The organism is Aeoliella straminimaris, from assembly GCF_024054565.1.
Classification (GTDB): Bacteria; Planctomycetota; Planctomycetia; order Pirellulales; family Lacipirellulaceae; genus Aeoliella; species Aeoliella straminimaris.
This window is the reverse complement of record NZ_JAMXLR010000015.1, coordinates 138,373-152,922: the sequence shown is the minus strand read 5'-3', so window position 1 is coordinate 152,922 and position 14,550 is coordinate 138,373. Positions and strand designations below refer to the sequence as shown.

Annotated in this window: 12 protein-coding genes; 8 read left to right on the top strand and 4 right to left on the bottom strand. The window is 61.1% G+C overall.

All coding sequences use genetic code 11. From position 1 onward, the window contains the following. Window positions 1-320 (top strand): transposase (locus tag NG895_RS03805; protein ID WP_425267200.1); only part of this gene is annotated, 320 nt, incomplete at its 5' end. Window positions 321-457: 137 nt separating this feature from the next. Here NG895_RS03805 and dnaE read toward each other — a convergent pair. From dnaE to purH, 3 genes are all read right to left on the bottom strand, one after another. Next, complete coding sequence (gene dnaE / locus NG895_RS03800) at window positions 458-4,060, bottom strand: DNA polymerase III subunit alpha (RefSeq protein ID WP_252851120.1); 3,603 nt, start codon at window positions 4,058-4,060, stop codon at window positions 458-460. A 153-nt stretch (window positions 4,061-4,213) separates the two neighbouring features. Then, window positions 4,214-4,888, bottom strand: coding sequence for an FHA domain-containing protein (locus tag NG895_RS03795; RefSeq protein ID WP_252851119.1), 675 nt, complete (start codon window positions 4,886-4,888; stop codon window positions 4,214-4,216). Window positions 4,889-5,113: 225 nt separating this feature from the next. Next, on the bottom strand, window positions 5,114-6,685 hold the full coding sequence (gene purH, locus NG895_RS03790) for a bifunctional phosphoribosylaminoimidazolecarboxamide formyltransferase/IMP cyclohydrolase (protein ID WP_252851118.1): 1,572 nt from the start codon (window positions 6,683-6,685) through the stop codon (window positions 5,114-5,116). Window positions 6,686-7,094: 409 nt separating this feature from the next. Between purH and NG895_RS03785 the strand changes: the two genes are divergently transcribed. Then, a complete protein-coding gene (locus NG895_RS03785; RefSeq protein ID WP_252851117.1) occupies window positions 7,095-8,123 on the top strand; it encodes a substrate-binding domain-containing protein in 1,029 nt (342 codons plus the stop codon). A 93-nt stretch (window positions 8,124-8,216) separates the two neighbouring features. On the opposite strand, the gene NG895_RS03780 is transcribed toward NG895_RS03785, so the two are convergent. Then, window positions 8,217-8,903, bottom strand: a complete 687-nt coding sequence (locus NG895_RS03780; RefSeq protein WP_252851116.1) for a hypothetical protein — start codon at window positions 8,901-8,903, stop codon at window positions 8,217-8,219. Between the two features lie 288 nt (window positions 8,904-9,191). On the opposite strand from NG895_RS03780, the gene NG895_RS03775 reads away from it, so the two are divergent. The 6 genes from NG895_RS03775 (at window position 9,192) to NG895_RS03750 (ending at window position 14,539) form a co-directional block, all read left to right on the top strand. After that, on the top strand, window positions 9,192-9,743 hold the full coding sequence (locus NG895_RS03775) for a hypothetical protein (protein ID WP_252851115.1): 552 nt from the start codon (window positions 9,192-9,194) through the stop codon (window positions 9,741-9,743). Between the two features lie 661 nt (window positions 9,744-10,404). Next, on the top strand, window positions 10,405-11,007 hold the full coding sequence (locus tag NG895_RS03770) for a hypothetical protein (protein WP_252851114.1): 603 nt from the start codon (window positions 10,405-10,407) through the stop codon (window positions 11,005-11,007). Between the two features lie 381 nt (window positions 11,008-11,388). Further along, on the top strand, window positions 11,389-11,874 hold the full coding sequence (locus tag NG895_RS03765; RefSeq protein ID WP_252851113.1) for a hypothetical protein: 486 nt from the start codon (window positions 11,389-11,391) through the stop codon (window positions 11,872-11,874). A 361-nt stretch (window positions 11,875-12,235) separates the two neighbouring features. Beyond that, on the top strand, window positions 12,236-12,640 hold the full coding sequence (locus NG895_RS03760; protein ID WP_252851112.1) for a hypothetical protein: 405 nt from the start codon (window positions 12,236-12,238) through the stop codon (window positions 12,638-12,640). A gap of 137 nt (window positions 12,641-12,777) precedes the next feature. Then, window positions 12,778-13,548 carry a segregation and condensation protein A gene (locus NG895_RS03755; RefSeq protein WP_252851111.1) on the top strand — a complete coding sequence of 257 codons (771 nt, stop codon included), beginning with the start codon at window positions 12,778-12,780 and terminating at the stop codon, window positions 13,546-13,548. 151 nt (window positions 13,549-13,699) lie between these two features. After that, on the top strand, window positions 13,700-14,539 hold the full coding sequence (locus NG895_RS03750; protein WP_252851110.1) for an MBL fold metallo-hydrolase: 840 nt from the start codon (window positions 13,700-13,702) through the stop codon (window positions 14,537-14,539). Window positions 14,540-14,550 lie beyond the last annotated feature (11 nt).

Sequence of the window (14,550 nt, the reverse complement as noted above, 5' to 3'; positions counted from 1 at the left end):
AAGTCGGCGGCAAACCCGGCCGTCCAAGGACCAGGCCGGACGAAGTCTATGCCGATGCCGGGTACGATAGCGAAACAACTCGCGAGGTGCTGCGATGCTTGGGCATCGAGCCCTTCATCCGCAAGCGTGGCGCGGAACACGGCAGTGGTCTGGGACGCGTACGCTGGGTGGTCGAACGATCGCTGGCATGGCTCAAGGGACTTCGCCGATTACGCCTTCGATATGACCGGAGCGAGACCGTCATTCATGGCTGGGCCACAGTGGCGATGAGCGTCATCAACTTTCGCCTGTGGCATAACGAAATCCAGCTCGCAGGATAACAACGGTGACTTCATACCGGCCTTTACCGGTCGTCTAACAACTGAGTTTTTTGTCCGGTTCTAAGGATATTCCCCTCACGTTGGAGAGTCCAGCTAAACTGCATTCGGCGTGACACACCGACCCCACTTCTCCCCCCTCACCGCGCAAACTGCTTCCGCCCCCGCCCGTTGCCATTCTGCGGCGCGGTCGGCTTCGGTGGTGAGCCAATCGGCTGGGCGTTGCCGGGGCCTAAGAGTTCGTCCACGCGGCGGCGGAGTTCGGGGTTGATATCGACGCGTTTGCCGCTTTCGAGGTTCGCCACGGTGCCATCTTCCAGCACCAGCTGCAGGCGTAAGACTTTCGGGCCGGGGTAGCCGCGGATGATTTCGTTCAGCGTGCCGAGCGTCTCGATGCCGTGCCGCTTTTCGTCGACGCGGACCGACAGGCCGCTGGTGAAGCGCTCGGCGAGTTGCTCGATGGGCATCAGTTCGTTGATGATCAGGTTCACCTCCTCGGCGCCGGGACGGCGGTCGACCACCGCGGTGACGCCCACAATCGCGTCGCCCACCACGTGGTCGCCAAATTGGGCAAATTGCTCGGGCCACATGATGCAGCGGACGATGCCGTCGAGGTCCTCGAGGTCCCACATGGCGTACTTGCTGGGCATGCCGGGCTTGGGGTTTTTGGTGTGGCTCATCTTGATGGCCGCCAGCATGCCGCCCAGCACCACTTCGGTGCGGTGCTCCAGGCTGTTGACCGTCTTGCTGCTGTGCGTGGTGTACGTGCGGAGCACCTGTTCGAACTCGGCCAGCGGATGGCTGGAGAGATAGAAGCCGAGCACTTCCTTCTCGTAGACCAGCATCTCCTTTTCTTCCCACGCCTTGGCGTCCGGCAGGTCGACGCTGGCGTCGACTTCGTCCGCCTCTTCAACTTCGTCAAACAGCCCCTTCTGGCCACTCTTGCGGTCGGCCATGGCCGAGGCGCCCGACTGCATCGCCCGCTCGACGCCGGCCGCCAGGCGAGCCCGCTCGGCGCCCAGCGAGTCGAACGCGCCGGCTTTGATTAACGTTTCGACGGTCGCCTTGTTACACGAATGCGGATCGACCCGCTCGCAAAAGTCGAACAGGCTGCGGAACGCACCGTCCTTCTCCCGCGCGGCGACAATCGCATCGGCCGCCCCGCCGCCGCAACCTTTGATGGCGGACAGGCCGAACAGGATCTTGCCTTCGCGCACGGCAAAGTCTTCGAACGACGAGTTCACGTCCGGCGGAACAACTTCGATGTTCATCCGCGTGCAGTCTTCGAGGTGCTCGACCAGCGAGTCTTTGCTCTTGAAGTTGCGCCCCGGAATATCGCCTGAGAGCAATGCTGCCATGAACTGCACCGGGTAGTGGGCCTTGAGGTAGGCCGTCATGTAGGCGATCAGGGCGTAGGCCGTGGAGTGCGACTTGTTAAAGCCGTAGCCGGCGAACTTCTCGATCATGCCGAACAACTCTTCGGCCTTCTTCTTGTCGAGGCCTTTCTCTTGTGCACCGGTGAGGAACTCCTCGCGGAACTTGGCGATGATCGGCAGCTTCTTTTTGCTGATCGCCTTAATACATTTGTACGACTCGGACAGGCCGATACCGCCCAGGCGATTGAGAATCCGCATCACCTGTTCCTGGTACACCATCACGCCGTGCGTTTCGTCCAGCACCTCTTCCATCACGGGGTGCGGGTACTCGGCAGGGCGGCGGCCGTGCTTCACCTCGATGTACTGATCGACCATGCCGCCTTCGAGCGGGCCTGGGCGATAGAGCGCGGCCGTGGCGATGATGTCGCGGAAATTGTCGGGCCGCATCCGCTGCAACAGGTCGCGAATACCGCCCGACTCGAGCTGGAAGATACCCTTGGTCTCGCCGCGGCAGAGCAGGGCATACGATTCCTTGTCGTCCAGCGGGAACTTGTACGGGTCGATCCGCTCGCCGGTCGACTCTTCGATCAGGTCGATGCTGCGGGCCAGGATCGTCAGGTTCCGCAGACCCAGGAAATCCATCTTCAAGAGGCCGGCCGCCTCGACGTCGCCCATCGCCCATTGGGTGATGACTTCGGTCTTGCCCTTCACGTGCTGCAGCGGCACGTACTCGCTGACCGGCTCCTTGGCGATCACCACCGCCGCGGCGTGCGTGCCGACGTTGCGCGCGAGGCCTTCGATCTTGCGCGCCAGGTCCAACAACTCACGGACCTCGGCGTCTCCCTCGTAGGCTTTCTTCAAGTCGTCCGATTGTTCGAGCGCCCTGTCGAGGCTGATACCCAACTGGTCGGGGATCATGGCCGTGATCTGGTCGACCCGGAAGATGGGCATCGACATCGTCCGGCCGACATCCTTGATGGCCGCCCGCGCGGCCAGTGTGCCGAATGTACCGATCTGGGCGACGTTGGCCTCGCCGTACTTTTCCTTAACGTACTGGATTACCTCGCCGCGGCGTTGTTTGCAGAAGTCGATATCGATATCGGGGGCTTCCAGGCGGCTTTCGTCCAGGAACCGCTCGAACAGCAAGTCGTACTCCAGCGGGCAGACGTGGCTCATTTTCAGCGCGAAGCAGACGATGGAGCCGACGCCCGAACCACGCGCCGTGCACGGGATGTTGCTTGCCACGGCGAAGCGGACAAAGTCCCACACGATCAGGAAGTAGTCGGGAAAGCCCAGCTTGTTGATCACGCCCAGCTCGCGATCGATGCGGGCCATCACCTCGTCGGACAATTCGCCTGTGGTCGGGTCGTCGTTCTGCCAGCGGTGCGGCGTGTCGGCGTAGCGTTCTTTGAGACCATCGATCACCAGCTCGCGCAAGTAGGCTTCGCTGGCCTTGATGTCGGGCTCGGTGTGGCCGGGGGCAGTGAACGTGGGGAAGAACCGCTTGCCCAGTTCCAGGTCGATGTCCACCGAGTTGGCGATGGTCTGACTGCGGCCCAGGGCGTCGGCGTGCTCGGGCAAGGCGGCGAACATCTCTTCGGGGCTACGCAGGAAGAACTCGTCGCCCTCCATCTTCATGCGGCCCGCGTCGGTGCGGAACTTGCCCGTGTTGATGCACAACAGCACGTCCTGCGCTTCGGCGTCTTCGCGGTTGACGTAGTGGGCGTCGCTGGTGGCCACCAGCGGCACGCCGATTTTGTTGGCCAGCTGCACGGTGAGCTCCATGGCCATCTTCTGGATGTCGACGCCGTTGTCCTGGATCTCTAGGTAATAGCGCGAACCGAACACCCGTTGGAACCACTCAGTGATCTCGGCCCCGCGCTGAAGTGCCTCGTCGGCCGAGCTGCCCGAGAGCAGGTTGCGGCTCAATTCGCCCGACACGCAACCGCTCAAGCAAACAACGCCTTCGCTGTGGGCTTCGAGCAATTGCTTGTCGATACGCGGCTTGTGGTAAAAGCCTTCGAGGAAGGCGCTGCTGGCCATCTTCACCAGGTTTTTAAAGCCGGTGCGATTCTGCGCGAGCAGCGTCAGATGGTAGCTGGCCTCCTTGCTGCTGCTGGCGCCACCTTTGTCGAAACGACTGCCGGGGGCGATGTAGGCCTCGTACCCGACGATGGGATTGATTTCCGCATCCTTGCACGCGCGGTAGAACTCCAACGCGCCGTACAGGTTGCCGTGGTCGGTGAGCGCCAGGCCGTTCATGCCCAGCTCTTTGGCCCGGCTGACTAGCTTTTTGATCGGGCTGGCGCCATCCAGCAGGCTGAAGTGACTGTGGCAGTGCAGGTGAACAAACGGGGGCGCATCCATGGCAGACCAATAACCGAGGACCAATCTTCAATGACCAATGACAAGAAGGTCATTCTATCGCGCTCCGATCAGATTTCCATCGACGCAGAAAACCGCGAATTTCGGCGCGACCTGCAGCGTTGCCCCAGCGATCGAGCGAGGAAGGGGATGCGATTAGGGCCGATCGGGATCGCCGATACGGCGCAGATAGTCGGCCAGCAGGCCCTGCGCGTCGAGAATCTCCTGCCAGCGGGCGATGTCGATTTTCACCACGCTGCTCTCCTCGGGAATGTCGATGCCTTCGATCAACGCGCGGCTGCGAAGGTGCAGGTACTCGAGCAGTTCGGAGAGTTGCGCCGCCTGGCCGGGTCCCAGGCCTTCGGGCAAGTCGGGGGGTTTGGGAATGTGCAGCGTGCTGCGCGATTGGGTGGCGCCGGTCCAGTCGGCATCCGAATCGTTGCCCACTTCCAGTTGCTTGGCCAGTGGGCTGATGTCGAGCTCCTCACTCGGCACGTCGCCCGCGGCCCGCAGTTCCTTGAGCCGCTGCGCGATTTGCTCGCGGGTGCCGTACCGCAGGACGCTGCGGCCCAGGGAGATGATGTCGCCGAAGCGAAGGATGCGGAGCTGCACCTGCTCGCCGTTCACACGGGTGCCGTTGGTGCTGTCCAGATCGGTCAGGACCAGCATGTCCTGATCTTCCTGGATCTTGATATGGAACCGGCTGATCCGCTCGTCGTTCAGTTGAACGGCGTTGCCCTCCTCGCGGCCAATCGTGATGGGCGTCACCAGGTTTTCGTACCGCCTTCCGCGATCGGCACCGTCCAGGACATAAAGCGAAATATGGGCCATCGGGGGGTGGTCGAGGACGGGGGTTGGGTGGTTCCGGCGAGAATGGGAGCGATGCCTCTGTGACCTTCCATTGTAATCAGACACTGCGGACGCGTCAGCGGCCTTTATTTCAGGCTTTTTTGTCTTTTATTCGCCCCGCCGACAAGCTGCGCGGGTCGTGACACATCCGATGAGATGTAGCTCGTCGGTTGAGGCAGGAAGCAGCGCGACGTGTCGAAAGCCGCCTTAGTGCCGGAAGTGCCGGCAGCCAGTAAATACCATGGGTAGGCCATGTTTATTGCAGGCGGCGATCACTTGTTCGTCGTTCCGCGAGCCACCCGGCTGGATGATGGCCGTGATGCCTGCCTCGCTGGCGCGGTGGATCGAGTCGTCGAACGGGAAGAAGGCGTCGCTCGCCAGCACGCTACCCGATACGCGGTCGCCGGCCTTGGTGATGGAGATTTCCACCGAGTCGACGCGGCTCATCTGCCCTGCGCCCGCGCCCAGTAGCATCTGGTCCTTCACCAGCACAATGGCGTTGCTTTTCACGTGGCGGCACACGGCCCAGGCGAATCGCAGGTCGGCCAGCTGCTGATCGGTAGGCTTGGCTTCGGTAACCACCTTCCACTCGTTCTCGTCGTCGGGCAGGTCGTCGGCGGTCTGGGCCAGGTAGCCACCATCGATGGCCCGCAGCTGCAATGCAGCAGTGCCCGGCTCGATCTTGCCGATCTTCATCAGCCGTACGTTGGCCTTCCATTTTGGCTTGGTGGTCAGAATCTCCAGGGCCTCAGGCGTGTAGTCGGGCGCGATGATGGCCTCGACGAACTTGCCCGGCTCGGCCAGGCACTCGGCCGCGGCGGCGTCGACCGGCACGTTGAAACCCAGGATCGAACCGAACGCGCTCACCGGGTCGCCGGCCCACGCCTTTTCCATGGCGCTGCCAAGTGTCGCGCCGCTCGCGGCGCCGCATGGATTATTGTGCTTGAGCACGGCCACCCCCGGCTGGGGTAGTGATCGCGCGACGCCCAGGGCTGCGTCCAAATCTAGCAGGTTGTTGTACGACAGCTCCTTGCCGTTGAGCTGTTCGGCATTCACCACGCTGTGGGGACCAGCATCGGCCGATTTGTACAGGGCGGCGCACTGGTGGGGGTTCTCGCCATACCGTAGCGGCAGCTCGCGATGCAGCGTGAGCCGCACCGTGGAGGTGAAGTCGCCCATCTCTTCCAGTTGGCCCGCAAAGTACCCGGCAATCGCGGCGTCGTAATCGGCCGTGTGGGCGAATGCTGCGGCGGCCAGCTTGGTGCGCTGCTCGAGCGACGTGCAGCCCTGCTGCTGAACGGCTTCGAGAATGGCGGGATACTGCGCAGGGCTGGAGGCCACCGTGACGTACTTGTGGTTTTTCGCAGCCGACCGCACCATGCTTGGCCCGCCAATGTCGATCTGCTCGATCGCTTCGGCAAAGGTGGTTTCCGGCTTGGCGACCGTTTGGCTGAATGGGTAAAGGTTGACGACCACCAACTCGAAGCGGGCGATGTGATGATCCGCAAGAGATTTTTGGTCGCCGGAATGGTCGTGCCTGCATAGAATACCTCCGTGGACCTTTGGGTGAAGCGTTTTCACCCTGCCGTCCATCATTTCGGGCGAGCCGGTATATTCGGCCACGTCGCGAACCGCCAGGCCCGCGTCTTGCAATGCACGACGGGTTCCGCCAGTGCTGTAGAGTTCGACGCCTGCCGCAGCCAGGCCTTGGGCAAAGTCGACCAAACCAGTTTTGTCGCTGACGCTTAACAACGCCCGCTGAATTTTTGACGATTCCATGCCAGACCTTTCGGCAAACCTCAGTAAATGTCGCGAGAAAACGAGAACAAATCACTAAACAGGACGCCCCCTAGCTTCGTATAATTAGGTGTAGCTGAGAAGAGGCTGTCTCACGCTACCCAACAGCGACCCCCTTAAGCGTCGAAAGACGTTCAGCATAGTCGCCCCTTTCAATGCGTGGCCAATCGCGAGTTCCCCCCCTCCCTACCGTTGGCCAAATTTACGCGAAAGGGGCGACTTCTTTTTTTTACCGCCGCCCGGCGTGCTGCGATCCGCTTGTTGATTTGCTAGAATCGTAAGCGGCTTTCGGCTTCCAAGCCGGACCGACCACCGGCGGGTAGTTGCGGCGGGTGCCTTGCCTGTGGCGTGCGGACCTTTCGCCGCGCCCTCTCTTCTCAAGGCGAATCTCATGGCGGGCAACACTCGATCGAACCTGTTAGTCGTTCTGGCAATCGCGGCGGTCGCCATCTTCTGGTACCGCTCCACCGTGTACGAGCCAGCTGCGACGTTCGTCCGGCCCAAGCTAGTCGTTTTGACCGGTGGCGATGGTCCCTACTGGCAGTTAATGGTCGAAGGCGCTCGTCAGGCTGCGACGGACTTCGATGCCGATATTGAACTGCTCATGCCTGAGGGCGACGACGATTTCAAGCAGCAGAATATCATGCTAATGGCGCTGAAGCCCGAGGGCACCGACGGTGTCGCGATCAGCCCGCTGGACGCCGATAAACAAACCCGATTCATTAACTCATTGTCCGACCAGGCCATTGTGGTAACGGTCGACTCGGATGCACCACTGTCCGATCGCAGTTGCTACGTGGGGGCGAGCAACTACGCGGCCGGCCAAAAGTGTGCGGAGCAAGTCCAAGAGGCGATTCCCGCTGGGGGACGTGTGGTTGTCTGTCTGGCGAACCTGACCAAGGACAACCTGATCGAACGGCGCCGCGGGATGGAAGAATTCTTCGCGGAGTCGGCCGAGGAGTCAGGCGATCAGGCCCCGCAATACGAGATCGTCGAGTGGCTTACCGACGATGGCGATCGCAAGCGTTGCCGTGAGCAACTGGTCGAGTACCTGCAGCAGCACGACGACATCGACTGCGTAGTGGGCCTGAATGCGTTTCACGGGGGCGAGATCTTAGCGGCCGTCGAGCAAGTCGGCCGCGAGGACCAGATGAAGATCGTGGCCTTCGATACCGAGCAGGCCACGCTCGATGGAGTGGCCGACGGTAAGATCCACGCCACGATTGCCCAGGATCCCTATCAGTACGGTTACGCTGCGGTTCGGCAACTGGCCAGCTTGTGCCGCTGCGACGAACAACGCCGCGCCCCGGTTGGCATGCGCAGCACCTACAACGTCGACACCCGCGTGCTCCACCAACAGGACGTCGATGAGTATCGCGAGAAGTTCCTTAAAAACACCAAGCAGGATGGCAAGTCGTAGTGGTTGCGTGTGCAGCTACAGCCCGTCAATGTACACCAGTTGCCGCGAATCGAATTCGTCGGAGGCGACCAATCACTCACGCAAAGGTGGAGCCTATTTCGCTTCGCGATCCTGCGCCGGTGCCGGTTCCAGGTCAACGTCGCCAGCCACGCCGGTGTCGCTGGGGTGGCGTTTGTAGATCCACTGGCTGTCGCGGGCGTCGAGATAATCGACCTCACGTTGATCTGTAGCGCAGATGGCCACGGTGGGTGTCGTGCGATCTTCGTCGAGTGACTGGTAGTCGTAGTAGAGGAATCCCCAGCCCGGGTCGTTGCCCGACCAGTTCATCGAAAACGGACCGAAGGCGACCTGTACTGAATCGCCCCCGGTGCGATAGGGGCCGGCGAACGACTCGCCCGATTCGACCGCAGCGTAACTCGGATCGAGCACGCCGGAGCCATCGGTGCGGTAGTACCACTTGTACTTGAGCGACTCGCCTTTGAACCCTTGCTCCAGCGGAATGAAACAGCCGAACACATCGCCCTGGCGGACCAGCACCACGAAGCCATCGGGGATGGGGCGACCGTCGTCGATGCCGTAAGAGGTGGACCCGCTCTCCTCCCGCATCTCCTTCTGCTGTTGCACAAAGTCTTCCTTGGTCGCCTGCAACGCATCGTATTCGCGGGCGTCGCGATACGCGACGTATCGCCGCCAGCCGTACTGTGACACCGGGATCAATACCGCAATCACCGCGACCAAGACGAGCAGCGTCCGCAGGCGGAAGCGAAGCAACGATCGCATGGGAATCCCTCATGAAGTTGGAGGGGGCAGAGTAAGTTCGCTGGCCGCATCCATCTCGCTGCGCCGTCGGCACAGGAGTTCGCCCCAAAGTATAGCGGTTGCCAAATGCCGTGGCGAACTCCTGGCAACGAGTCAGGCACTTCCCGCGAATACACGCCAAACGTCGCGAACTCACCACCTGGGCGTGGTATAGTCCGATCAGGTGAAAATTAGGGACGAGACCAAATAAACACGAAGTACTGTGCACAACGCAACGGTGCCATGTTGGATATTTGACGTTCGATTCAAATGGTGGAAGAAAACCCCTATCAAGCTACGGAAGTTGCCGCCAGTGCTCGGCCGGGTAGCGGGCTTTCACTGCCAATTCTCTTTGCCTTGGCAATTGGGGGGCCGTTTGTTGTGGCGGTTGGCGTGGTGTTCGCCACCGGGACGGCCCAGCGATTTTTCTGGTTGCTCGAGCAAGCGGCGCCGCTGTACGTGGTGGCCTGGCCGGTGAGCGTGCCGCTGTTCGTGTTTCTGTTTGTCTCGCACCACCACCTGTCGTCGACCAAGTCGTTGAACGACCGGCGGCTGCTGTGGCTAGCTCCGCTGCCAGATATCGCTGTTGCCATGCTGGTGTTGGGAGCGGTGTATGCCGGCCCACTCGGCCATCAGTACCCCTCATGGACAATGGACCTGATGCCGGCCGGTTTGTTCGTAGCGGTGGGCGTGGTGGTACTGGCCGTGGTGTTCAACGTTGGACGGCGGTGGTTCGTAGGGGCGCTGGGATTGCTGCTGCTATTGTTCGTTCTGGCTTGCTCCATTACGGCCGGTATGTCAATTACCGGCGACTGGATCTAAACGCATCCATTCCGCGGAAATCCCTTCGTCGATCGACCGTGCCGCCAATTTCGGCAAGTGGGTTGCTGTCCAAAAATCGCCGTTGAATCTCCGCCTTGGTCTGATCCAATGGTGGTACGTGTCACTGTCGAACCATCCGCCAGCGAACGGGGCGTCCGAACCCTGGATCGTCGCGGAGTCTCGTGCGCCCCTGAGCCGACGGCGCCAGCCGCGGGTGATTGATTGAGTAAGTGAGTAAGTGAGTGGGTTGTCCCCAGCCCCTCACCGATTTTTGGTCCCACTCGCTGAACATGCGGAGAACAACGCAGAGGGTTTTGGTCCCATGCGTGTTGAAACACCTCGGGAAAACAAGGGTGTTTTGAATGGGAGGGGGGACAAAACTCTGGGAGTTTTGGGACCATGAATGTTGATGGCCAGAAGTTGTGGAAAAAAGAACGTGTGCCAAAACCGACGAGACCGTGGGTTGCTGGCCGGCTGGTGCGGACGCGGTTGGTTGCCCTTCGGCACATCGTGCTAGCACGGCGTCCTGCCGGCTGTCATTTTCTCTTGACGCTCGGCCGCTGGTTTGCCAAACTCCGCCCCGCTCCGGTGCAGCGCAGTGTGGGGGCGCTGCACACGGAGAGTTTTCGATCCGACTGGTACACATTACGGAGCACGCACGATGCGTAGTCCTCTTTCGATTTGTTTGGTTGCTTTGGTCACGGTTGTCGGTTGCGGTAAAGGCGAGGCTCCCAAGCCCACCGCTGCTGGCGGCGCCAACGCACCGGGTACGCCGGCTGCAACGGAAGGTACAAATCAGATCCACCCGTCGGCCATGGCCGCGAAGAGGTTCCTGGAAGTCAGTGCTGCAGGCAATGAAGCTTCGGCCAAGTCGCTGCTGACACCACTGGCTGTGGAACAACTGGAGAAGAGCGGACAACGCCTGGCCTGCCTGGGCGACGACTCGGCAAAGTTTCAGGTAACGCGATGGTTGGTGCCACAAGAAGATGAAGCGGCCGTCGAGTTCCGTATGCAGTTCTCGATGGAAGGCAAGGCACAGCACATTGACGGCTGTTGCTTGATGAAGTCGGTGCAGGGTTCGTGGCGCGTTGCCGGCGTGGCCCTGGACCCGGGCGATGGCAGCGGCCCCGTGGTGGTGAACTACGAAGAGGACCTGACTCAGGTCGCTTCGGAGGCGAATCCGGCCGGCACCGTTCAAAATCAGGCGGCGGCGGGCGAAGTGCCGCAGACTGCGCAAAACCCCAATTCGGCGCAAAATCGCTAACACTCTCTTCTTTCTAAGTCTATTTCTGGTAATAGGTTGCGGGTTTGCCGACGCTTCTGGCGTCGGCAATCCGTGGCACTCTACGCAATGGACGGCAGCAGGGAAGGACGTCCCCAGGCCTGGGGCCCCCTTACGCGAGCGGTCCGCTGGTGCTAATTTCTTTGGCTGGTTCAGCGAATCGTTGTAGTTTTCCTAATCAGTAAACTTAGCCCCACCTGCCTTCCTGCCTGTGAACAGCGAGCTCTGCTGTTTTTAGTTCCATTGGAACCGACGCGTGTTCGGTTCATTCGGCTGTGTCCGTCGCATGTGTGGGGGACATCAGAATAAGCAGCCGAACCCATCCCGCTGTTGGTACAAGGTTTTTCTCAAAGGAGAGAAAAGATGAAGTCGACAAACCTTCTGCGTTTTTGTGTGTTGTTGGCCGTGGCGATGTTCGCCGTGAGCACCGCTGACTTGGCCAACGCCAAGCTGTTTGGCCGTTTTTGTGGCAAGTCCTGCTGCGAAGCGACCACCTGCTGCGAGCCCGCCCCTTGCTGCGAGCCCGCCCCCACGTGCTGCGATCCTTGCGACACTTGCTGCAAGCGCGAAGGCTTGCTGAAGCGTCTGTGCAATCGCAAGAAGAGCTGCTGCGAAGAGACCACTTGCTGCGAAGCTCCCACCTGCTGCGAGCCCGCCCCTTGCTGCGAGTCCGCCCCTGTAGTGGTTGAGGAAGCTCCCGTCGTCGAAGACTGCGGTTGCGCCGAAGCTGCTCCTTGCTGCGAAGAGACCACTTGCTGCGAAGAGACCTGCTGCAAGCCGAGCCTCTGCGAACGCATCAAGTGCAAGCTGGAAGCCCGCCGCGCCAAGCGTTGCGGTTGCGGCTGCTAAGCATTTAGCACCTGGCAGCGTGGCGACCACCTGGGTTGTCACGGCGAGAAACAACGAGAAAAAAGCCTGGCGACTACGGTTGCCGGGCTTTTTTTGTTTTTGCCAGGGTCCAGCTGTGAGCTAGGCTTCAGCACGTGCCCGTCTCTCTCCAGGGGTGGTGCCGGTGGGGCCAAAACCACACCTGCCACCCGTTAATTGACACGAGAGTGCGGGTCGCGTAGCTTGGGTAGAACGTGGCGAGTAGGCGAGCCACGAGCGTGCTAGGGACGAAGAATACTTCGCTGCGACCGCGACATGCGTCGCCGGAACGCAGGGCACGAAAAGGACCAGTTCGGGGACATGGTTTTTGGGAGATGAAGAGATGAAATCAGTTTTACGTTTGAGTGTTGTGACCGCGATCGTCGGCCTGAGCTTCGGCTTGGCCAGCGACGCCGATGCCCGGTGCTGCTTCCTGAAGAAGCTGTTCAACCGTGGTTGCTGCGCGCCCACCTGTTGCGAGCCCGATCCTTGCGGGTGCGAGTCGACTCCTGACTGTGGCTGCGGAGCTCCTGTAGCGAGCGATTGCGGCTGCGGTGGCATGGTTGTCGAAGAGGGCGTGGTTGTCGAGGAAGGCGCTGTGCCGACCGAAGCTGCTTCGCCGTCGGAAGAGATGCAGCAGGTTCCTGAGCCTCCGGCCGAAGCCCCTGAAGGCGAGAAGGGTGACGTCTTTGAGGGTGGCACCGAGAAGCCTGCGGAAGCTGCCGCTGAAGGCGACGCTGCAACCTAAGCTAGCAGCCAAAAATTAGCAAAAAAGGCGCCCCGCCCCGAGCATGGCTCGCGGCGGGGCGTTTTGCGTTTCCTGTAGACCTGCACGGCGAGGTTTGCGATAGTCCCTGCTCGGTCCTCCCGTCTTCGGCTACGAATATGCAGTTTCGCGTTCAACTCGACACCTTCAGCGGTCCCCTGGATCTGCTGCTGTACTTGGTGCGGAAGCACGAGGTCGACATCAGCAACATCCCGGTTGCCCGCGTAACGGATCAGTTCCTCGAGCACACCGCGGTGCTGGAGCAGATGGATGTCGACGCCGTGGGAGACTTTCTCGACCTGGCCAGCACGCTGATCGAGATCAAGTCGCAGATGGTCCTGCCCCAGCAGACGGTCGACGCCGAGGATGAAGTGGAGGATCCCCGGCAGGAGCTTGTGCAGCGGCTGTTGGAGTTCAAGAAGTACCGCGATGCCGCGCAGTTGCTCGAAGAGCGTGGCCGGGAGTGGCAAGAACGCTTCCCCCGTGCGGCCAACGAATTGCCGCCCCGCAGCCAGAAGGAGCAGTTGCCGGAAATTGCGGGCGTGGAGCTGTGGGACCTGGTGAGTGCGTTTGGCCGGGTGCTGCGGGACAAGCTGGTCAAACCCGAAGTGGCGAGCATCAAGTACGACGACACACCGATTCACGTCTATATGCGGCAGATCGATCAGCGGGTGCGCAGTGAGGGGAGCGTGGCCTTTTTCGACTTGTTCCCCGAAGCGGTCCACAAGTCGACGCTGGTCGGCATGTTCCTCGCGCTATTGGAGCTGGTCCGCTACCGCTACGCCCTGGCCCACCAGAGCCAACGCTATGGCGACATTCTCATCGAGCCGGGCTCCGAACAGTTGCCGGCCGAGTTGAAGGTCTCCAGCGTTGCCGAAGTGGTCGAGTAGCCGCCGACCGCGACAACGCTTTCAATGGGGGCTGAACCTGCGGCACTCCGAGGCGGTCTGACTGCTGAACCGGTTGGTGCCCCTTGCCATGAGTGGGGCTCGCCGGTACGGTCGGACTCTTGTTCTCGCCTCCCGCCTTCCCGCTGACACCATGGTCGAAAACGCCCCCGTCAAAACGCTCGAGCACAACGGTCTCACGATCGAGGGCTACTCGCGCGCCGCGGTGCAGACCTACTGGCGGGTGCCAGAGCTGAGCGTTGGGTTCGACCTGGGGGCACAGCCCTGGAGCTTCATGGGCACCGAGACTTGGTTTGTCTCGCACGGGCATTTGGATCACATCGCGGCGCTGCCGGTTTACGTCGCCCGGCGGCGGATGATGAAGATGGAACCGCCGACCATTTACCTGCCCACCGTGGCGGTGAAGCCAGTCGAGCAAATCTTGCAGGGCTTCACGCGACTCGACCGGGGCCGGCTGCCGGTGAACCTTGTGCCGATCGAGCCGGGCATGGAGATCGAGCTATCGCGCGAGTACGTGGTAACTACCGTGGCAACCAAGCACACGGTGCCCTCGATGGGATTCGTGGTCTGGCAGCGACGCAACAAGCTCAAGGCGGAATACCAGGGCCTTGCAGGCACCGAGATTCGCGACCTTCGCCTGGCGGGCACCGAAGTAACAGAGGAACACCGCGATGCGGTGCTGGCCTACCTGGGCGACAGCGCTCCGCCGGGGCTGGACGATAACCCCGAGATGTATGAGGCGAAGATCCTGATTTGCGAACTGACGTTCGTCGCCCCCGGTCATCGCAAGGAGAAGATCCACAAATTCGGCCACATTCACCTGGACGACATTTTGGAACGGCGCGATCGGTTCAAGAACGAACTGGTAATCGCCAGCCATCTGAGCACCCGCTACCACGAAAAGTCGGTGCGTAAGATGGTGGAGAAGGCGCTGCCCGATATGCTGGATGGCCGGCTGCAACTGTGGTTGTAAACTGCACCTGA